This is a genomic window from Microcoleus sp. LAD1_D3, from assembly GCF_036702135.1.
GTDB lineage: Bacteria > Cyanobacteriota > Cyanobacteriia > Cyanobacteriales > Microcoleaceae > Microcoleus.
In genome coordinates this window covers 16992-37980 of the sequence record NZ_JAUBSB010000007.1, presented here as the reverse complement: position 1 = coordinate 37980, position 20989 = coordinate 16992, and the positions used below count along the sequence as shown (strand labels likewise).

At 43.7% G+C, this 20989-nt stretch carries 17 protein-coding genes; 11 read left to right on the top strand and 6 right to left on the bottom strand.

Annotated elements, in window-relative coordinates:
• Positions 1 to 69: 69 nt before the first annotated feature.
• Positions 70 to 915, bottom strand: coding sequence for a GIY-YIG nuclease family protein (locus QUA74_RS05965; protein ID WP_333326081.1), 846 nt, complete (start codon positions 913 to 915; stop codon positions 70 to 72).
• 227 nt (positions 916 to 1142) lie between these two features.
• Between QUA74_RS05965 and QUA74_RS05960 the strand changes: the two genes are divergently transcribed.
• Positions 1143 to 2924 (top strand): SWIM zinc finger family protein, encoded by a 1782-nt coding sequence (locus QUA74_RS05960; RefSeq protein WP_333326079.1) that lies wholly within the window; start codon positions 1143 to 1145, stop codon positions 2922 to 2924.
• Between the two features lie 57 nt (positions 2925 to 2981).
• On the opposite strand, the gene QUA74_RS05955 is transcribed toward QUA74_RS05960, so the two are convergent.
• A complete protein-coding gene (locus QUA74_RS05955; RefSeq protein WP_333326077.1) occupies positions 2982 to 3593 on the bottom strand; it encodes a 2OG-Fe(II) oxygenase in 612 nt (203 codons plus the stop codon).
• Positions 3594 to 3708: 115 nt separating this feature from the next.
• A complete protein-coding gene (locus QUA74_RS05950; RefSeq protein WP_333326075.1) occupies positions 3709 to 3873 on the bottom strand; it encodes a hypothetical protein in 165 nt (54 codons plus the stop codon).
• A 10-nt stretch (positions 3874 to 3883) separates the two neighbouring features.
• Between QUA74_RS05950 and QUA74_RS05945 the strand changes: the two genes are divergently transcribed.
• The 7 genes from QUA74_RS05945 (at position 3884) to QUA74_RS05915 (ending at position 14808) form a co-directional block, all read left to right on the top strand.
• Positions 3884 to 4066, top strand: a complete 183-nt coding sequence (locus tag QUA74_RS05945; protein WP_333326073.1) for a hypothetical protein — start codon at positions 3884 to 3886, stop codon at positions 4064 to 4066.
• Positions 4067 to 4479: 413 nt separating this feature from the next.
• Entirely contained in the window at positions 4480 to 5271 is a 792-nt protein-coding gene (locus QUA74_RS05940) for a DUF3050 domain-containing protein (RefSeq protein WP_333326071.1), read from the top strand.
• Between the two features lie 143 nt (positions 5272 to 5414).
• Entirely contained in the window at positions 5415 to 5777 is a 363-nt protein-coding gene (locus QUA74_RS05935) for a hypothetical protein (RefSeq protein ID WP_333326070.1), read from the top strand.
• 247 nt (positions 5778 to 6024) lie between these two features.
• Entirely contained in the window at positions 6025 to 8361 is a 2337-nt protein-coding gene (locus QUA74_RS05930; RefSeq protein WP_333326068.1) for a glycoside hydrolase family 31 protein, read from the top strand.
• Positions 8362 to 8519: 158 nt separating this feature from the next.
• Positions 8520 to 8666 carry a hypothetical protein gene (locus QUA74_RS05925; RefSeq protein WP_333326066.1) on the top strand — a complete coding sequence of 49 codons (147 nt, stop codon included), beginning with the start codon at positions 8520 to 8522 and terminating at the stop codon, positions 8664 to 8666.
• 160 nt (positions 8667 to 8826) lie between these two features.
• A complete protein-coding gene (locus QUA74_RS05920) occupies positions 8827 to 12735 on the top strand; it encodes a WD40 repeat domain-containing protein (protein ID WP_333326064.1) in 3909 nt (1302 codons plus the stop codon).
• A 207-nt stretch (positions 12736 to 12942) separates the two neighbouring features.
• Entirely contained in the window at positions 12943 to 14808 is a 1866-nt protein-coding gene (locus QUA74_RS05915) for an ABC transporter ATP-binding protein (RefSeq protein WP_333326062.1), read from the top strand.
• A 39-nt stretch (positions 14809 to 14847) separates the two neighbouring features.
• Here QUA74_RS05915 and QUA74_RS05910 read toward each other — a convergent pair whose 3' ends face one another.
• The gene (locus QUA74_RS05910; RefSeq protein WP_333320833.1) at positions 14848 to 15270 is read right to left on the bottom strand and encodes a hypothetical protein; all 423 of its coding nucleotides are present in this window, start codon (positions 15268 to 15270) and stop codon (positions 14848 to 14850) included.
• Positions 15271 to 15560: 290 nt separating this feature from the next.
• On the opposite strand from QUA74_RS05910, the gene gnd reads away from it, so the two are divergent.
• A complete protein-coding gene (gene gnd / locus QUA74_RS05905) occupies positions 15561 to 17015 on the top strand; it encodes a decarboxylating NADP(+)-dependent phosphogluconate dehydrogenase (RefSeq protein ID WP_333326059.1) in 1455 nt (484 codons plus the stop codon).
• A 66-nt stretch (positions 17016 to 17081) separates the two neighbouring features.
• Here the strand turns inward: gnd and QUA74_RS05900 are convergent, their stop codons facing one another.
• Entirely contained in the window at positions 17082 to 18560 is a 1479-nt protein-coding gene (locus QUA74_RS05900; protein ID WP_333326057.1) for an alpha-amylase, read from the bottom strand.
• A gap of 345 nt (positions 18561 to 18905) precedes the next feature.
• On the opposite strand from QUA74_RS05900, the gene QUA74_RS05895 reads away from it, so the two are divergent.
• Both QUA74_RS05895 and arfB read left to right on the top strand, forming a co-directional pair.
• Complete coding sequence (locus tag QUA74_RS05895; RefSeq protein ID WP_333326055.1) at positions 18906 to 19376, top strand: restriction endonuclease; 471 nt, start codon at positions 18906 to 18908, stop codon at positions 19374 to 19376.
• A gap of 72 nt (positions 19377 to 19448) precedes the next feature.
• Positions 19449 to 19862, top strand: a complete 414-nt coding sequence (arfB, locus tag QUA74_RS05890) for an alternative ribosome rescue aminoacyl-tRNA hydrolase ArfB (protein ID WP_333326053.1) — start codon at positions 19449 to 19451, stop codon at positions 19860 to 19862.
• A gap of 240 nt (positions 19863 to 20102) precedes the next feature.
• On the opposite strand, the gene QUA74_RS05885 is transcribed toward arfB, so the two are convergent.
• Positions 20103 to 20819, bottom strand: a complete 717-nt coding sequence (locus tag QUA74_RS05885) for a GUN4 N-terminal ARM-like repeat domain-containing protein (protein WP_333326051.1) — start codon at positions 20817 to 20819, stop codon at positions 20103 to 20105.
• Positions 20820 to 20989 lie beyond the last annotated feature (170 nt).

The following is a 20989-nucleotide window of genomic DNA, read 5'->3' as shown; positions in this document are numbered from 1 at the left end:
CCAAAACGGCAGCTTCATTGACTCCGACATCCTGCGTCGATCGAAAATGCTTTGCATCGTTGGGTGGCTTTACAAGTTAACCCAAAGCAGGGGAACTGGATCGCTTCTGAAACAACATAATCCAGATAATTCATAATTACTATTTTTTGGGGCCTCCGCAAACACCTCTTCTGTGATTGCACGAAAATTTACTCCCGCTAGTTTGGTCACTTGAGTTTTTTCTTTATAGTTCCGATAAAAATGTGTAGGGGTGATATGAATGACAACACCATTACAGGCAAATTCCCAGTGGTTGTTGTATGACCGATGTTGCCGGGCCATTGTTCGCTGCGCTCTACTACCTGGACGAAAAGTTTCTCCTGCGAAGCAATTGAATTTACTATATATATGACGCTTAAAATTTAGGCTTGTATTTGTGTTTTGGTTTTGTTTGATGTAGTCTTTTATCTTAGCTGCTGTTCCCTGAGAAGACAAATTTTGCCAATCATATTTGAGATGGACTTTGAGGAGCGTGTCAAGAGCTTTAGGTTCCATACCGAAAATAATTAGCCGTCTTGAAAAATTTTTTAGAAAATCTCTTAACACAATTTCTGATGGGATGACAGCAGGTGTTTCAACTTCTGTATTGTTCAGCAAAGGCTGGAATCTTTTAATTAAGCCTTTTTCTGCTTCACCCAAGTTTTCTTCATTCCATGCTTGCCAAGCCAGTCTAACAGGAAACTCTTGGTCAATTTCTTCTAACTTATGGATGCGGTGATGATTTCTCCATCTTGCCACCAAATTCTTAGCTTTCCCTATATAAAGAACTCTATTATTTGCATCTATCGCAAAATATATAGCTGCACATTCAGGTAACTGCTTGCGTTCAGATAAAGGAATTGAGGGTAACTGCAAAGGATTAAGCATACTGGACATTTGATGATTCTTAGCTAAGCACTAATTATAAATTAATAATAAACTATTGCCAATATTTTTTGTGTCGAGTGCTACTCGTTTTCCTTTGTAAGGAACCTCCTCAGTGCTTGCTTTACAGATTTTTGAAATTTAGGGAAACCTCAAATCGGGACGCAATTAAATTGTAGACCAAGTGTATTTCTGAGGTAAAATCGAGTCTCATCCTTTAATTGCTGAGGCATAGTCTCATGGTTATTCCCAAACTCAGTGAAACAACGATCGAGCTTCACACGTCTGCCCAATCCCTCAAGCGGGGTGAAGCTTACTATTTAGCTGGCAATGTTACTAGGGCAGTCCGGCGTGGTAATATCGTGCAAGCAGTAGTGGAGGGTTCCGAAGTAGAACCCTACCGTGTTAGCCTGCCCTTTGATGATGCCGGATTAGCCTCTACATTATTCTGCACTTGTCCTTACGAGAACGGTGGGTGGTGTAAACACATTGTGGCGACGTTGTTACTGTGTCTGCGGCAACCAGAAATAATTGAGCAGGGCCCGACACTGGAACAATTGCTCGATCGCCTCAACGATGTACAAACCCAGCAATTAATACAGCATTTAGTACAAAAAGAACCATCACTCATTGATGCGATCGAACAATACATTAACTTAAGTGCTATTCCTGCACCTTCAAACCAACCTACCAAAGCACCGCGCCACGCCTCCATCGATCCTGCTCCCTTTCGACACCAAGTACGACGAATTTTGCGAGAGGGTGTTCGTTATTTCGAGGATGGATGGGAGGAAGAAGACCCGATTACAGAAGAACTTTTAGATGTAATTCAGCGAGCCCAGGAATTCAGCGCACAGGGGGATGGCAACAACGCCTTAGTAATTTTAGAAGCCATAACCACAGCCTGCGTTGAAGATTGGAATGATGTAGAAGAGTTTGGCGCTGAAAATTATGAGATAGCTAACGCTTTGAATGAAGCTTGGACAGAAGCAATTTTGACGGCTCAACTAACTGCTGAAGAAGAGATTGATCTCCAGGTGATGTTAGAAGCTTGGCAAGATGAATGGGATTGTGATTTCAGTATGAGCTTGGAAGCTTTACGCCAAGGTTGGGATGACCCCCTACTCCAACAGGTACTTGAAGGCAATATTACTGGGCAAGGAGTTTGGGCTGGTGACGCACCAGACTGTGCTCACGACTTAACATTGATTCGCTTGCAAATCCTCGATAGCCAGGAACGCGATCAAGAATACTTATACTTAGCCCAAGCAGAAGGTTGTACTCAACAATACTTGACGATGTTAACTCGTTTGGGGAGAGTAGAAGAAGCAGTGGAAGCTGCGGCTACTGAGATGCAATCAGCGGAAGATGCTTTTGCTCTTGTTCAAACTTTAAAGCAACAGGGAGCCTTAGAACAAGCTCTGAAAATTTGTCAAGCTGGGTTAAATTTGTCAGGTCGTTGCCATTACCAACTGGCAATCTCGATGAGTGAGCTGGCTGTTGAGTTGGACGAAGACGAAGTGGCGTTAAATGCTAGAATCCAGATATTTAAAATCAAACCGTCTTTTAGCGATTATAGTTTAGTGAAGGAGTTAGCAAGAGATAGTTGGTCAACTTTGAAAGCAGATTTGTTAGCAACTCTGAAAAGTAATGAAAGTTGGAATTTTACTGACGCGAAGGTTGATATTTTTCTGGATGAGGGAATGATTGAAGATGCGATCGCCCTTGCTGATGGCTTGAGTTATTACCAATCAGCACTGATTCACCGAGTAATGGGGGCTGCTATTAGCCACAGCCCCGATTGGGTAATCGCCAATGCTTGTCGGCGTGCTGCATCGATTATGGATCAAGGGAAATCAAGCGAGTACAATCTTGCGATTAAGTGGTTGGAAAAAGCCCGCGCTGCCTATTTACACACAGGGCAAAATCTTCAGTGGTCTGCTTATCGTTCTCAACTGATGCAACTACACAGTCGGAAGCGGAAGTTGATGGAAATGCTCAAAAGTCCCGCTTTAGATTGAGCCTTAAGTTTACGGTAAACCCAAGTGAAAGCGACCAAACCCAGGATCGAATAAACCTTACTTAATTTTTGCTTTCATGGCCCTAGATTCCACTGTGAATCCTGGAATATCTTGCAGTTCTGTTTCGCTCAAACTGTACTGTTCGCAAACCAAACTCAAACGAGTTCCGGTACTTTTAACGGCGTTGACAGAGTGAGTCAAATCTCCTTGAAAATAGATCAGCGAGTTGGCTTGCGGCTTAATCTGCCCGACTTGCTGTTTGTTGCGCCGCAGTATCAACTCTCCCCCTTGCAAATTCGGCGGCACTTGCACGTATAAAACGCTGACGGCTGCGGGAGGTTCAACTGTTTTGCAGTACGATCGCAAAGATCGATCGATATGCGGATCGACGCGGGAACCTTCACCTAGCAACAAAGGGTTGAGGTAAAAAGCATTGCATTCAGGCTGTAATGCTTGGTCGAGATAGGGTTTGAACAAAGGGAACCGCCGTTCTACTTCGGCGATTTCCGAACGTTGAAACACGACGGAAAACCCTTTGGTGCCAATGAAATCGCGGTTGAGGTTGTTGATTGCTAGATAAGGGGAGGCTAGAATTGCTCCTCGCAAGTCGTTGAGGTAGTCGATCGAGAAAGCGTTAGGATGTTGGCTATAGTATTTCAAGGCACTCAAAAATCATCAAAGTTTAAGGAAACAGCAGATAGAAATGCAGCAATCGCTCAGACTTGGGATTGCTTCGTTCCTCGCGGAGGACATAATAATCTTGATTTCAGTCCGCGTACTTAAGTCAAAGGTTTTTCTTAACTGCGGGCGATCGCCCGGAAGTGTCGCAACCGACTAGCAACTGCCAAATATTACTATACAGGCGATCGACTTTCGCCACTCGTCGTTGTGATTCGATTATATTTGCAATTCCATTATACATGATGCCGCTCAGCAGGCGATCACCCATTTATTTTAACTTGTGGAATTGCAGGGGCGAGCCTAATTTGGGCGATCGCATCCGGCCTCTGTTTGCTCACCGATTTCTTGAGTTTGCTAGCTGGAAAACAGATGCGTGTTGGCGCTGTGTAGGAAACATCTTGCTAAAACAAGCACTCCCTGCATTAGGTCAAAATGCTGGGAGGGCGATCGACAATATCTAACGGGCGATAGAACGTTAATAAAGTTTACAAATAGAGGGTGGTCTAAAAAATACCAGCAGTCACAACAGTTACTAAGTAATTATTTCAGATTAAATTAATATTTCACGGGTGGAGAACAGCAAAAGTGCCAGCTATAATTAACCAGAGTAAGTAAAAAAACAACAACTCGCTGAAACGATAGGCCAACAACATTGTACGAAAAAATGGTTGGAGAACCAGCCATTAAAGAGATAGGGGATGATTTTTACCGCGATGTTTTGGCTGACGAGATACAGCACTTTGCTTAACGATTAGGTAAAAGAGTAGAGTGCAATGTTATTTTGCTCATTGCTGTTAATGTACCTCTTAGTCAGGCAAAGTGCTGTATCACGGTGTAATTCGAGCAAATCGCCAACAATACTCTGGAGTAAAGTATGAATCACCATCAAATTTCAGAAACCTTAGATCCATACATTCAGTTATTAGCACAAACCTCCACAGCCCGCAATGCACTACTCACTCACTCAATTTATCAGCAAGTCAATGACTTGAAATCTCTACAAGTGTTTATGAAATCTCATGTTTTTGCTGTCTGGGATTTTATGACACTTCTCAAAACGCTGCAACGTCGATTGACTTGTATCGAATTACCTTGGGTTCCTCCAATAGATATCCATTCGGCGCGATTAGTTAATGAAATAGTTTTGGCAGAAGAAACAGATGAAATTTCTCCAGGTTATTACTCAAGTCACTTTCATCTCTACCTAGCGGCGATGGAAGAAGTTGGTGCAGATAGCAAACCAATTCGGAGTTTTATTGCTGCAATTCAACAAGGTTTTTCTGCTAATGAAGCTCTGGCAAATCTGCCTATCTCCGAAGCCACTAAAACTTTTGTAATGACCACATTAAAAGCAGCAAGCGGATTGAATCACGAAGTGGTCGCAGTTTTTCTATTAGGTAGAGAGGATGTGATTCCCAAGATGTTTCAACAAATCCTTACCCAACTAGAAGATGCTCAAGGTATTGCCTGCAATTCGTTTCGTCTTTATCTGGAACGACACACCCATCTTGATGAAGAGCAACACGCACCAATGGGACAGAAACTATTAAGAAACATTTGTGACAATGACTCTCTAAAATGGATGCAAGCTCTAACTGCTGCTAACAATGCTCTGCAAGCACGCCATTGTTTGTGGGATGGCATTACTCAGTCGATTCAACAATAGTTGAATCGGAAATGAGCGCGTTAGCCCTTCCTTTTAAATTGAAAGAGCGATCGCATCTAGCCTCATCTAGCAATCCCAGGCAATCTTACAGCACTTGGCTTAACGATTAGGTACCATAGTAGAGGTGGCAAGAGGGAGAAAAAATGAAACCCTACTCCCTAGATATGCGTCAAAAGATTATTAAGACCTACGAAGCCGGTAATACTTCTATTCGTCGGCAAGTGGCAGCAAGATTTCAAGTCAGCACAAGTACGGTACAGAAACTACTCAAACGAAAAAGAGAGACAGGAAAATTCTTCCCTGGTCAGGCAAAAGGGGGTAAACCGAGTCAACTATTTGGTCAGGAACAGGGGTACAAAATTTACGACTTGTGCAAGGATTGCTATAGTAGCGGATTTAAGTTATTTCTGACATCTCGCACCCTTATCAAGAACAGGCAATATGCCTGTTCCACAAGAAAATTTAGTCTTTGTGGAACAGGCATATTGCCTGTTCCTAAAGCCTGATTTAAAATGAAAAATGGTGCAAAGCGTCAGTTATTTTCCACTTAATTTATGGATAGCTGTTTCATTTTTTATAGTAGCTTATTCGGCTAGCCACGGTATTGCTGAAGTATATTTTAGCGCCTTTGTTAATTTACTTGAAAGGCTGACAAGTTGTATTCCTCCTTTAGCTAGATGACGGCAGTCAAGTGCGGCTTGCACGATCGGTTTACTAATTGCAAATTACCAATTACTAATTACCCAATCGTATATGCCGCAATACTTCGGAAAACTCCAAATTACTGAACAGCCTTGGTCAACAATAGGCGCGGTAGAGTCCATAAATAAAACCGATCGCACAATTCACTTTAATTGCGGCGAAACTTCCCTAAACATCAGCATCCTCGCACCGAATTTAATCCGAGTGCGAATGTCCCCGACAGGTGAATTTAACAGCCGATCGCACTCAATAACTGTCCCTGACGAAGAGTGGGAAATTATACCATTTGAAGTGCGAGAAACAGACGAAAAAATAGAAATTGAAACAGCACAAATAACGATTTCAGTCAAGCGCGATCGCACTTCCATGGAATGCTTTGACAAATCGGGAAAACCATTTGCTAGCGACTGCGATCGCAGTATGGGATGGCGCACCGGCGCAACCGCAGGCTGGAAACGCATCGAAGCAGACGAACACTTCTACGGTTTCGGACAACGCACCGGCTTTCTCGACAAACTCTCCGAAGTCAAGACAAACTGGACAATAGACGCGCTTGACTACAATTCCCTCAGCGATGAAATGTACCAGGCGATCCCATTTTACATCGCCCTGAATCCCGATCGCGCTTACGGCATCTTTTTCAACACGACATTTTGGAGTCAATTCGACATCGGCGCCCAACAACCGGGAGTTTTGCGGATGGAAACCAGAGGCCCGGAACTCGATTACTACATCATTTACGGCCCGGAACCCGCCCAAATTCTCGCCACCTACACGCAGTTAACCGGCCGGATGCCGCTTCCGCCAAAATGGGCGCTGGGATACCACCAATGCCGCTGGAGCTACGACTCCGAGGACGTTGTGCGGGAGTTGGCGAAGGAATTTCGCGATCGGGCGATTCCCTGCGATGTCATCCACCTCGACATCGACTATATGGACGGCTACCGCATTTTTACCTGGAGCCCGAAGCGTTTCCCCGATCCCGCGAAACTGATCGCAGACTTGAAAGCAGCCGGTTTTAAGATTGTCACGATTGTCGATCCCGGTGTCAAGTATGAACCGGAAGGAGATTATGAAGTATTCGATCGGGGTGTGGAAAACGACTATTTCGTCCGCACTGCAGAGGGAAGGCTATTTCACGGTTACGTTTGGCCCGAAAAAGCGGTGTTTCCCGACTTCCTGCGGCCAGAGGTGCGCCAGTGGTGGGGCGAATTGCACAAAAACCTTACAGATATGGGCGTTGCGGGGATTTGGAACGACATGAACGAACCTTCGATCGCAGAACGGCCTTTTGGCGACGGACACCAACACATCTGGTTTCCGCTGGATGCACCGCAAGGCCCGGAATCCGAGGGCGCCACTCACGCGGAAACGCACAATTTGTATGGGTTGATGATGGCGAAAGCTTGTTCGGAAGGGTTGCAAAAAGTGCGATCGGGCGAGCGATCTTTTGTGCTGACGCGATCGGGTTTTGCGGGCGTTCAGCGTTACTCCTCGGTATGGATGGGCGACAATCAATCGCTGTGGGATCATTTAGAAATGTCGATGCCGATGCTTTGCAATATGGGGCTTTCCGGCGTGGCGTTTGTCGGTTGCGACATCGGCGGTTTTGCGGAGAATGCAACCGCTGAACTTTTCGCGCGGTGGATGCAGATGGGAATGCTGTATCCCTTGATGCGCGGTCATTCGGCGATTAGTACGGCGCAGCACGAACCGTGGGTTTTTGGTGATCGCACTGAGAAGATTTGCCGCGAATACATGAATTTGCGCTATCAGTTGTTGCCTTACATTTACACGTTGTTTTGGGAAGCTGCAACGACGGGAACGCCGATTTTGCGACCGCTACTATATCAATTTCCGCGCGATCGGGCAACTTATCACCTTTACGATCAAGTATTACTCGGCCCGTCGCTGATGGCTGCACCTGTTTACCGCCCTGGAGTTGAGCATCGCGCTGTGTATTTGCCGGAGGGTACTTGGTACGATTGGTGGACGGGTGAATGCTATCAGGGCCCGATGCACATTTTAGCCCACGCACCTTTGGAGAAAATGCCGCTTTACGTGCGGGGAGGGGGCATAATTGCGATCGCACCTGTGAGGCAATTTGTCAGCGAAGAATCGCTTGATTCATTGAAAATGCGAATTTGGCCCGGAAGCGGTGAATGGACGCTTTATGAGGACGATGGACACAGTTTTGAACATGAAAAAGGTGTTTGGGCAACGACTAATTACAAGGTGTATTTGGAAGGGGACAAAAGTATCGTTGAAATTGCCGCGCGGGAGGGTCAATTTTCGATTTCTGAACGCGAAGTTATTGTGAAAGTTGTTGGCGTTGGCGAACAGCGATTTACAGATGATGGTACGGTGCGGCGTTTGACATTTGGATAACTTTGGCATCAAGCGGTTTATCCTATGGTGGCATTCAGGGCGATCGCTCGATCTGGCAGAGTGTGAGATGGAAAGGGCGATCGTATCCTGAAAATCTGTTCAGCCTGTGATTCCGGCGTGGTGCGATCTAATTCATCAGCAATGGGCGGGTAGGTTGAATGGGTAGGTGCGCTCTCCAAGAGTGTGCTTCCCGCAGGGTGCGCCTAGATAGAGAGATTAATATCATCAGCTTTTTCAGTTTGATGGTGAAAAATGTTCGTTATGTTAGAGATTTGGCGGTGGTGGGTTACGGCACGGCAAATTAATTATTTGTTTTGACGCTCTCCGTTATTGCCCCGTGCCTAACCACCCCAGTTAAATGAGATTTTATGAGCACCACATTTACGGGAGAACCCTATCACCTAGCTAATTTGTTGCTTGTGGCTGCCCAAAAATCAGAAAGTTAATGATTGGGAGAGAAATAGAATGTCTACAAGAATTGAAGAAGTTAAGAAGCAGTTATCTAGTCAAAGTGAGCAAGAAAGACTTGCTGCTTTATCAGAAACTCTCAATTATGGTCAACAAGGTTTAGAACTATTGATTGAACAGTCAATCAAAGATCAATCAGACAGAGTTAAACAATTTGCCTACAGAGTTTTTCGGGGTGATAATTCTTATTTGAGGGGAAATACACCCGAAAACTTAACAACTTGCCCAACAGATGTTATTACTTGTCTAGCAATAAGTCCAGGCAATACTATTTTAGTAGGAGGGAGTTGGAAAAAAATTTGGGTATGGGATTTGCAAACAGGGGCACTGATTCGTAGTATTGAAGGACATTCGCACTGGGTTTTGTCTGTGGCTATTAGTCCGGGTGGAAGTATATTAGTTAGCGGAGGTGCAGATAAAACTATTAAGGTATGGAATTTAAAAACAGGGCAGGTTATTCGGACGCTCAATGGTCATTCTAGTTGGATTACTGCTGTTGCTATCGCTGCTCACGGCAAAATTGTTAGCGGTAGCGCAGATAAAACCATCAAAATATGGGAGCTAAATACAGGTAAGCTAAGTAAAACCATAAAAAATGAAAAGGAACTATTTTGTGTTTTGAGCTTATGTATTAGCCATGATGGAAAAGTCATCGCTTGTGGAAGCACTAATAATATAATTACATTATGGAATTTAGATAGCGGTCAACTCATACGCAGTATTGAAGGACATTCGGATTGGATTCAATCTTTAAGTATTACTTCAGGCAACACAACCTTAATTAGTGCAAGTCGTGATGGGGTTATCAAATTTTGGCAATCCAAAACTAAAGAAGAGTCTTCAAATCAATCAGGTTCAGTTTTGGGTAAAGGTTTAGTAGATGTAGCAGCTACTATAGCAGGATTTTCATTAGGAGGGCCTATAGCTGTAGGGGCTTGGGTTTTAGGTAGGATTATTGTGGCCGCCGCAGATAATGGAGATGCTCCTGTACTACCTCTTCTAAATTTAGAATGCACCAATACTTACTCTCACAATCAATCAATTAATTCTCTAGCTTATCATGTTAATCAAAATATACTTGTCGTAGGCTTTTCCCAAAACATTAAAATATTTGATTTACGAGATAATTATAATAAAATCATCTATAATTTACCAGAAGAGTCTGGTTTTATTAGCTCTGTAGCAATTAGCTCTAATGGGAAAACTCTTGCTGTTGCAGGTAAAGATTGGGTAACATTGTTGGAGGCAGAAACCGGAAAACCACTTCATGCTATTAAGGGATGTTCTTATCCTAAACTAAGCAAAATTGTTATTTATGAAACTTTCTCAGCACTCTTTTGTGGTCAAGAGCAGCATTTTATTGTTAAAGCTTTAGATCAGAATAATAGAGAGATGAACTTTAACGATCAAGATATTACATGGGAAACTACTGGTGGTAAAATCGAACAGGGTTTATTTACCGCAGGTCAAAGAGAAGGAAAATTTGAAGTTAAAGCAAATATAGGCATTTTTCAGACTTCTGTCACAATTACTATTATTCAGCCTCCTAGAATCACTGATATTTCTTTTGCTCCCTCTAGTATTACTTTAGAGTTTGGTAAAACGCAACAATTCACAGCACAAGTTTTAGATCAACGCAGAAATCCCATGCAGGAAACTGTATTATGGGAAGTAAGCGGAGGGGGAAAAATTGACCAAAATGGCAATTTTATAGCTGGAAGCAAACAAGGTAAATTTGAAATCATAGCTTCAGTTAGTTCAATTCGTCGAGTTATTCCAATTACGATTATTGAACCTCCGAGACTAGCAAAACTAATTATTATATCTTCAATACCTCAATTAGAGTTTGGTCAGAGCTTTCAGTTTCGAGTTAAAGGAGTAGATCAGTATGATAACAACAGACAAACTGGGAAAATTACTTGGTCAGCAAGTAGCGGAGGTGGAACAATTAACCAAAATGGCAATTTTATAGCTGGAAGCAAGCAAGGAAATTTTGAAATTATCGCTTCAGTCCGTTCTCTTCGTCGAGTTATCCCAATTACGATTATTGAACCTCCGAAGCTAGCAGAACTAATTATTACATCCTCAACATCTCAATTAGAGTTTGGGCAGAGTTTTCAGTTTCGAGTAAAAGGTGAGGATCAGTATGGTGACAACATAAATATTGGACAAATAGCCTGGAGTACAACGGGCGGGTCAATTCAGAATAATGGAATGTTCCGCGCTAGTTATCAAGAGGAGAAAATAACTGTTACTGCTACTCTGGGAGAAATAAGCGTTTCTGCTGATGTCACTATAGTTGAACCACCAAAACTAACGACATTAGTAATTTCACCAAAGGAAGTAAAAATAAAGCCTGGACAGCATCAACAATTCAAGCTTCATGGTCTAGATCAGTGGGTTCGTGAAATCGCAATTGGGCGGATAGTTTGGCAAGCAACAGGTGGTACGATTGACCAAAATGGCGATTTTATAGCTGACATAAATGCTAAAGGTAAGTTTAAAGTAACTGCTACTTCCACGGAATACAATGTCAGTACCTTTGCTGATATTACAGTAGTTTCTGTATTGATATACTTTTCTATTTTTCCCAAGGAAGTAGCACTTAAACCCGAAGAAAATTTTACTTTTGATGTTATAGGATTTGATCAACAAGATGAACCCATACAGGTTAATCAAGTATATTGGCAATGTACTCAAGGAGGAAGAATTAAGGGAAATGGAACTTTTATAGGAGGTTATGAAAAGCGTGAAGTTACGGTTAATGCTACAGTCGAAGGAATTACTCAATCAGTTACAGTTACGTTGCTCCCAGTTTTAAGACGATTAGAGATTTATCCTCAAAAAGTAGTAAAGCTCAAGCCTGGTGAATGCCAAAAATTTACAGCAGTAGGCTTAGACCAATATGGCAATCGAATAGATACTGGAAAAATATCTTGGGAAACAACAGGTGGAAAAATTGACCAAAACGGTAATTTTACTGCCGATAATAATGCGAAAGGTACATTTAAGGTAACAGCTAATGTTACTGAAATATCGGAATCTGGGGTAAGGGCTAAACTCTTAATCTTGGGAATATACATGAGGCTTTTATATCGTGTATTTTCATTTGTTAATTCTACCCCAAGTAATTTCATCCTCAAGTCGGCTGTCGAGCTTATAAAAAGTAATTTTACGACTGGTAAACAAACAGAACAAGCAGAAAATACAGAAACAGATTTTACAACTGAAGAAACCGAGATCCTGGGTTTTGATATAGAAGCGTGGTTACATAAAAACATCTTTAAGATTGTCGCTCGGATTCTAGACTTGGCGGGTGAACTATTTATTAATGCAGCTAAGATTAGTGCTTCTGTTGAAGTTATTGTAGTTCCTGTATTGAGGCGATTAGAAATTTATCCTAAAGAAGTACAACTTAAGCTTAATCAGAATTTAACTTTTCGTGCTAAAGGATTTGATCAGCAAGGGGATCTGATGATGCCTGGGAATATCATCTGGCGTGCAACAAATGGCAATATAAATTCAAATGGTAAATTTATAAGAACAACTATAGGTCAAGTTACAATAACTGCCAATTTGGGAGAGATTTATGATTCTGCATTTATAAATGTATTAACATCTCTACTTGAGCCCAGCCCTATAGATAAAATTGATCCGGATGATGAACAAGATGATGAACAAGATAATGATTTTATTGATCCGGATGATGAACAAGACAATGATTTTGATGAGAATTACTTTGATGAGAATTATTTTGTGGAGGATACCGATCTCTTCAGTTGTAACTCTATAGTGTTAAAGGATTATTATGATTACGATAAATTTTTTCCGAATAAAATCGAGGAGTGGTTTTACAGAAGCCAGCTTTTTTACTACGATGGTTATAGTATTAATGATGTACTTTGATTATGATGATTATTTAAATTAGATGGATGCTAGGAACTTTTTCGAGTATCTAATGGAGTAATGAAAAATTAATTGACGAATAAAATACCATAATTAACAGATTAAACTAACTAAGGCATTTAATTTTAAATGCTTGGCAAACAGTTAATAAATACTGTTATAATATACCGTCCGGGGATGAGTAGACCCGACACCTACCCACAAACTATGCAACCCATCCAAATTACCACATTCCAAGCTTTGTGGCGCAGCTTGGGCCTGATAATCAAAGCCGCACCAATAGAACTCCGCAATTTAATATTACTCAACATTATTCGCGGTGCTGCCCCATCTGCCGTGCTATTTTTAGATAAATTAATCATTGATGAAGTATCTCGGTTGCTGTCGCAAACCCAAACAGCACAGCCCTTTGCTTTGATGCTTTCCAGGCCAATATTGCTGTGGAGTATTGCCGGAGTCTTAAGTCTCAAGTTAATCGGCGACTCTCTCGAAACAATGAGCTCTTTTGCAGCGACATCTTTGCGCGATCGCGTTCAAGGATTCGTCGAAGGAAAAGTCCTGGAAAAAGTCGCCAATTTCGACGATATTGCCCTCTTTGAAAACCCCGAACTATTAAATATAGTAGAACTCGCAAAAACCGGAGTCTCCAAAATACAGCAACTAGCATTTACCCTCAGCATGACCATCACGGGAATTTTTATATTTATTCCCTCTATTAGCCTTGCTGCTACCATAGCTTGGTGGGTCCCAGTGCTGATGCTGATTTCAGCATCTCCCTCAATTTACATTCAAAGAAAATATAGCAGAATCATCTGGAGAGTTCAAAGAAAGCAAGCTAAAATCAGCCGCGAAATGAACTTATCCGCTAGAGTCTTGACGGGCGAAGAATATGCTAAAGAATTGCGTTTGTTTGGCTTGCAGGAACTTTGGCTCAAACGCTGGCAGGGTCAGTTTTTGCAGTTTTTTAGCGAGATGCAGCAAATCCGAAAAAAAGGAGCAATTGTTGTACTTTTCTGGTCAGTGTTTAGTAGAGTAGGAGTAGCTTTGCCATTTGTTTATGTGGTAATGGGAGCTTTGGGAGGGCGCTATACTTTGGGAGATTTGGCGCTGTATTCGGGTTTGATTGTTCAGGTGGAGCAAAGTTTGGAATTACTTATAGGCAATTATACTAATTTGTACGATATTTCCCTCGGCGTTAGTCCGATTTTTCAACTTTTGGAACTCAAGCCAGAATTGCAGTCTCCGCTTGTGGATGTAGCATCTCGCCTGCCTAGTTTACCAGAAGACGGGCAAGATTCCCGCCCCACAAAAGATAAAATTGGCATCGAGATTAAGCATCTATCTTTCTGCTATCCCGGTAGCAATAAAAGCACGGTTGAAGATATCAACTTAACCATTAATCCGGGTGAAATGCTAGTGCTTGTTGGTGAAAATGGCGCGGGTAAAACCACCCTTGGCAAACTCCTCGGCCGCCTGTACGACCCGACAAGTGGTACGATCGACTGGAACGGCAAAGATTTGCGATCGTACTCTCTAGCATACGTGCGATCGCGCATCGCCGTCGTCATGCAAGATTACGCCCGTTTCCCCTCCACAGTCCGCGAAAACGTCGGTTTCGGTGACTTGCTTTCACTGTCAGATGACACCGCAATTAACGAAGCCATTTCCGAAGCAGGAATTAGCGCCAAAGTCAATAGTCTTTCCGCAGGTTTAGAGACACCCTTGGGGAAACAATTAGAAGACGGCATAGACTTATCGGGGGGACAGTGGCAAAGAATTGCGATCGCCCGCGCCTTAATGCGGCTTTCTACAGCCGAAGTGCTAATTTTTGACGAACCAACCGCCGCCCTCGACCCCAAGACAGAACACGAAATTTACAGCATCTTCCGCCAAATAGCCGCCGGGAAAACAACAATAGTCATCAGTCACAGATTGGGATTAGCAAAAATTGCCGATCGCATCGCCGTCATGGAAAACGGTAAAATAGCCGAAATAGGAACTCATGACGAATTGATAGCATCAAACGGAATTTACTGCTCAATGTTCACCCGTCAAGCTAGCAGCTATATTTAGTCAACAGTCAACAGCCAACAGTCAACAGTCAACTGTTGACTATCTCCCCGTCAGCGTATCCGCATAAGGATCAGGCAAAGCTTGCTGCACCTCCAAAAGAGGCAAAGGATCTCCAGTCAATGGTTGGCTAATCAAATTTTTTTTTAGCCCATCCCCCTTGCGATCGCGCTCTTGCAACTTCAGCAATTCCTCTTGATAAACCGCAACAATTCGCCCTAAACTCAGCACCAAATCATCCCAATTATCATCTCCCACCAACTTCTCAGAAATTCCCTCAAATAACTCTCCCGCTTGCCTTTTTTGAACATAAGCTTTCAAAAGCTTCCCCGACTTTTGCAAAACGGCCTGATAAATATCCCCATCAGACCACCACAGCCCCTGTTGACTCAGCAGCCAAGTCAAAATATACTCGCGAGCGTGTTGCTCCTTCACCCAGGCCGCGAGATACTGCAAATCTTCCATAGTTATACTCTCCTAACTTTTATCCCAAATTTCGGCTAGTTTGTATCTACCGTTACCGCGATCGACATAATACCTGCCTTATCATCACCTGCCCGCGTCATTAATATCCCTTAAATCTTAAAAAAACCCTACTGATTTACCAAACAGCAATTCTGAGAATATAAAAATAAACCTAAACCTCCTAGGTCTATTGTCCAATACTTTTAGTCCACCGGAAAGCGGTACACCCCGCCTCGCTTTCCTCTCTCGCAAATCTATCCTCAAGCGGGAACAACCAGCGGGTTATTAGCATGACAAAGCAAAATTTTGGTTTAATCGGTCTAGCAGTGATGGGCGAGAACCTCGCGCTCAACGTCGAAAGCAGAGGCTTCTCCGTGGCTGTCTACAACCGCACAGCAGCTAAAACCGACGAATTCATGGCCAAACGCGCCCCCGGCAAGAACATTGTAGCCGCCAAGACTCTGACAGAATTCGTCGATGTCCTAGAAACCCCGCGCAGAATCTTAGTCATGGTGCAAGCTGGGAAACCCGTAGATGCAGTCATCGACCAGCTCAAACCCATGCTGTCACCGGGCGACATGATTATTGACGGCGGCAACTCGCTCTACGACGACACCGAACGCCGCACCAAAGATTTAGAATCGATGGGACTGGGATTTGTCGGCATGGGCATCAGCGGTGGCGAAGAAGGCGCCCTCAACGGTGCTAGCTTGATGCCCGGTGGCACCCGCACTGCTTACGGCCTACTAGAGCCAATTCTCATCAAAATTGCGGCTCAAGTAGATGACGGCCCCTGCGTCACTTTCATCGGCCCTGGTGGCGCCGGCCACTACGTGAAGATGGTTCACAACGGCATTGAGTACGGGGATATGCAGCTCATTGCTGAAGCCTACGATTTGCTCAAAAACGTTGCCGGATTGGAGGGCCAGCAGTTGCAGGAAGTTTTTGCCGAATGGAATACCACAGACGAACTCAACTCGTTTTTGATTGAAATTACGGCTAATATTTTCAAGTACAACGACCCGGAAACTAAGCAACCCTTAGTTGAGGTAATTATGGACGCAGCCGGTCAGAAAGGCACGGGCCGCTGGACTGTAATGAGTGCTTTGGAATTGGGCGTGAGCATTCCCACAATTATCGCTGCTGTGAATGCCAGAATCATGTCTTCTTATAAAGCAGAGCGCGTCAAAGCTTCCCAGGAACTGACGGGGCCTACCGGCAAGTACGAAGGCGATACTAAAGAGTTTGTGAACAAAGTTCGGGATGCGCTTTACTGCTCGAAGATTTGCTCCTACGCGCAAGGCATGGCGTTGTTGAGCGCGGCCTCGAAGTCGTACAACTATGACTTAAGTTTGAGCGAAATTTCCCGAATTTGGAAGGGTGGCTGTATTATTCGGGCTGGATTTTTGGACAAGATTAAAACAGCTTTCAAGGACGATCCCACGCTGCCGAATTTGCTGTTAGCGCCGGAGTTCAAACAGAGCATTCTCGATCGCCAATCGGCTTGGCGAGACGTGTTAGCTACTGCTTGCCAACTGGGGATTGCAGTGCCAGCCTTTAGCGCGTCGCTGGACTATTTCGACAGCTACCGGCGCGAAAGATTGCCGCAAAACCTCACGCAAGCTCAGCGTGATTATTTCGGGGCTCACACCTACGAACGCACCGACAAACCGCGCGGCGAATTCTTCCACTCAGAGTGGACGCAGACTGCTAAAGAATCGCTGCAAACCGGTAGTACGGACTAATTAATTTTTGTAGGGTGCGTTTCGGCGCACCTTACAGATACACAATGAGATTACTGCCAACAGATGTTATTCCTGAACCCACACCGATACTGAACCGCCTTGACAGCGAAACTCGCCCCAACCCCACTCGTTAGTAGAAATAGGTTCCTTAATATGCCCTGTTAAATCCACAAACTTAGCATGAGGTTTACCAACTTCCATCCACTTGAAACCCTCCGGGCCGTCACTCATAATTACTGCCATTGCTTGTGGATGTTTCCGATTGCCCAATCTCGTCCAGCCAATGGTATTCCAATGATCGAAATAGTCATATTGAGGGCCGTAGGCGAAGTGTTTGCGAGCATGGAGAAACTTGTCAATTAGCGATCGATGAGAGGGCAAAACAATCTTATACCGATTGCCATCACGCCCCCTATCTTCATATTCTGCACCGTAATAATCGCCGTAGAAAACGCAGGGATAACCTTCTCTTCGCAATAGAATAATCGCATAAGCAAGAGGTTTAAACCAGGATTCTACCACAGATTCAAGTGCTTGCAGCGGTTGGGAGTCGTGGTTTTCGACAAACGTTACTGCATGAGCCGGTTGCTGCTGCATCATTGTACCGTCTAAGATGCGCCGCATATCGTAGTTACCGCCCTGTTGGCTGGCGTAATGAAAGTTGTAATGCAGCGGCACATCAAAAACTGACATTTTGCCCTTAACTGAACCGACATACCAGTGCAGGATATCGATATTTGGTGCCCAATATTCACCGACAACAAACAAATCTTTGCCGACATATCGCTCCATTTCATCCAACCATTCCGGAAAAAACCAAGACGATATGTGCTTGATGGCATCTATACGGAAACCGTCGGCACCTGTTGTGTCGAGATACCACTTACCCCAGCGTGTAATTTCATCTCGTACCCATTGATCCTGGAAATCCAGATCGCACCCCATTAAATATGCAAAATTGCCATTTTCTAGAGCAACATAGTCATCAAAAATTTTCCCTTCTATTAAATAGACTGTACCGCGATCGTCTCGATTGTAATCATTGTAGTCTACTGCGTCAAAATGCCACCAGTGCCATTCAAATTGGGAATATTTACCTTTGCGTCCGGGAAAGTTAAAATTGGTGTAGCTTTTGATTTCTTGCAATCCACCTTTGGGATTTAGCCGATTGTTGTGAGGATAAGGAGTTGCCTTAAATATCTCTGCGGCATCTGCACCCATTTTGTGGTTGATAACTACATCGGCATAGACTTGGATCTGAGATTTGTGCAGGGCTGCGATCGCATCCAAATATTGCTGCTTAGTACCATATTTGGTGCGTATTGAATTTTTTTGGTCGAATTCTCCCAAATCAAATAAGTCGTAAACCCCATATCCAACGTCGCTTTGCCCGCCACTTCCTTTGTAAGCTGGGGGCAGCCACAGTGCGGTAAAACCCGCATCTGCCAATTCTTTCGCTTGATTTTTCACCTCATCCCACAGGGTTCCTCGATCGGGAATGTACCAGTGGAAATATTGCATCATCGTGCCGTTGATATCTGCCATTTTTCACCCTTGCCTTGAGATGATATTGACAATTTAAGGCGATCTTAGGCTACAGCATTGCCCATTGTCACGGTATCCGCATTAATTTTTTCTAAAACTCCGGTTTGGGGGTGATTAAAGTTTTGTTACATTTCTCAACTCTAAAATCTTTTGACTTTCGCCTGACTCTTTGAACCATACTTGAACTTGAGTGCAGACAAAAAGCCCCAGTCCCAGGTCGGGAATCTAAAAAAATCAGTAAGTAAGATCACAATGTGCTTGTGATCTTACTTGCGGTCTTAGTAGATAAATATACTGAGCAAATCTGCTACCATCATAACTACTCCTTTTAAAAAATGTAATTTTATGAAATCTTTTATTGTAAGAGCCGCTGCCGTTTTCGGTGTGATTGCGACATCGGTATTGGATACATTGAAAGAAGAAGAGGAAAAAAAACGTTTATTAGACAGTGGTATTATAGAAGTTGATGAAATGACGGGAAAAGAGTTTGAAAAATTTCTAGAGGTTCATTTTAGAAACTTGGGCTATACTGTTACTTTAACTCAAGATAGTCAAGATTATGGGGCGGATTTAATTTTATACAAAGATGGCTCAAAAACTGTGGTTCAAGCGAAAAGAAGCAAAAATCCAGTTGGTATTAAAGCAGTTCAAGAAGTAGCAGGAGCCGTCAGACATTACAAAGGAAATAAAGGAAGAGTCATCACCAACAACAGATTTACCGAAAATGCTTACAACCTTGCTGAATCTAACGACATAGAGTTATGGGATAGAAAAAGACTCATCGAATTCATTCTGACAGCTAAGAAGTGTAAATAATTGATCTACCAAAGTAAGCTATATATAAAAGATGCACTGCTTTCCCAGTATCTTTAATCTCACTGATGAATCATGCTACAAATTTCTAATACAGTGTTCCTGGACGATCGCGAAATCGAGATTAGTGCCATTCGCTCTCAAGGCGCGGGGGGGCAAAATGTAAATAAGGTGGCGAGTGCGATTCACTTGCGCTTTGATATCCCAGCTTCCTCATTGCCCGATCGCTACAAGGAGCGTTTGTTGCAAATCAACGACCAGCGCATCACCTCCGAAGGTGTGATTGTCATCAAAGCCCAGGAACACCGCAGCCAGGAAAAAAACCGGGAGGAGGCTTTGAGACGGCTGCAAGAACTGATTAAAAGTGCGATCGTCATACCGAAAAGGCGCAAACCCAGCAAAGCGACTCGTAGTTCCCAGCGCAAGCGTCTCGACAGCAAAACCAAGCGAGGGCAGATTAAAGCTCTGAGAGGGAAAATTACCGATTGAGCGATGAAAGGTCGATCGGGCTTTTTGACTTTTTATTTTGTTCGGTTCGTTGATAATAAGTATATCGAGAGTATGGATTTCAGAATATGGCTCAAGCTCAACGACTTGCTGGCTTTGGTCTTAACACACCCAAGGAATTATTTAGAATGAAATAGCCCTGAGATCCAACACCCCCTCACCCACAAATTTCGGGCCGAACATCCAGCCGGCCCCCACATTCTCCAAAAGCCCCAAAACCATTCACTTCAACCAGGCACGGTGAGCCATCAAAGCGGCAAAAGGCTGCACTCCCCGCAACTGATTCGACAGCGGCAAATGACCCCTAGGCGCGCTCAAATCCCAAATAAACTCTTGCGGATACCGCGTCCAATTATTCCCCTTCTTCCAGCCAATTAGCGGCCACAACTTATCCCAATTCTTGCCCGAACCGAGCCAAATTTCCCGCTGCACCGAAAAGCCAAATTTGCCTTCGGAATGAACTTTCCACAGCGTATTAATTGTTTGCAAATCCGCCACCGGCAAACTCTCAACTTGCGTAAAATACAGCCACTTTCTCATGGAAGCTGTCTCACCCGCTAATTCACAAAGCTTCTCTAAAGTCAAGCGATCGGCTTCTTGAAATTCCTGTAACGCCAATAATTGTTGCAGCGGAGTGTAATCAACGTTAGAGTCCGATCGCAGCGGCACAACCCCAGTTGGAAAATTCGCTTGCAAAAACTCCGCCGCTCTCGGAGAATTAGCACTGTAAAGAATTTGGTAAGCCTTACCCATTACTGCAGTCGGTGCATCCGACTTGCGCTCTAATAAAAATTCCATCAATACATCCCAACCGGAATCTGCTATTTGTTGTTGCAGCAGTTGCAGTTGAGTTTTTTCCGAACCAGACCTCAACTGAGAGCGGAGTTCGGCTGTATCGGCCGCCGAGTCTAGAGGAGAAGTAGAAATCGAGTCAGTCATGAGAAACTATCAGCTATCAGCTATCAGCTATCAGCTATTAGCTGAAGCCCTGGTTTTCCCCCATTGTACAATGGTACTGACTCCGATTTACTTCTCTGTAGTCGGATGCCTGCGCGCAACGCCACCTAGTTTAGCCTCACGCCCGCCAACTCTTCGTCAATGGCAGCAAG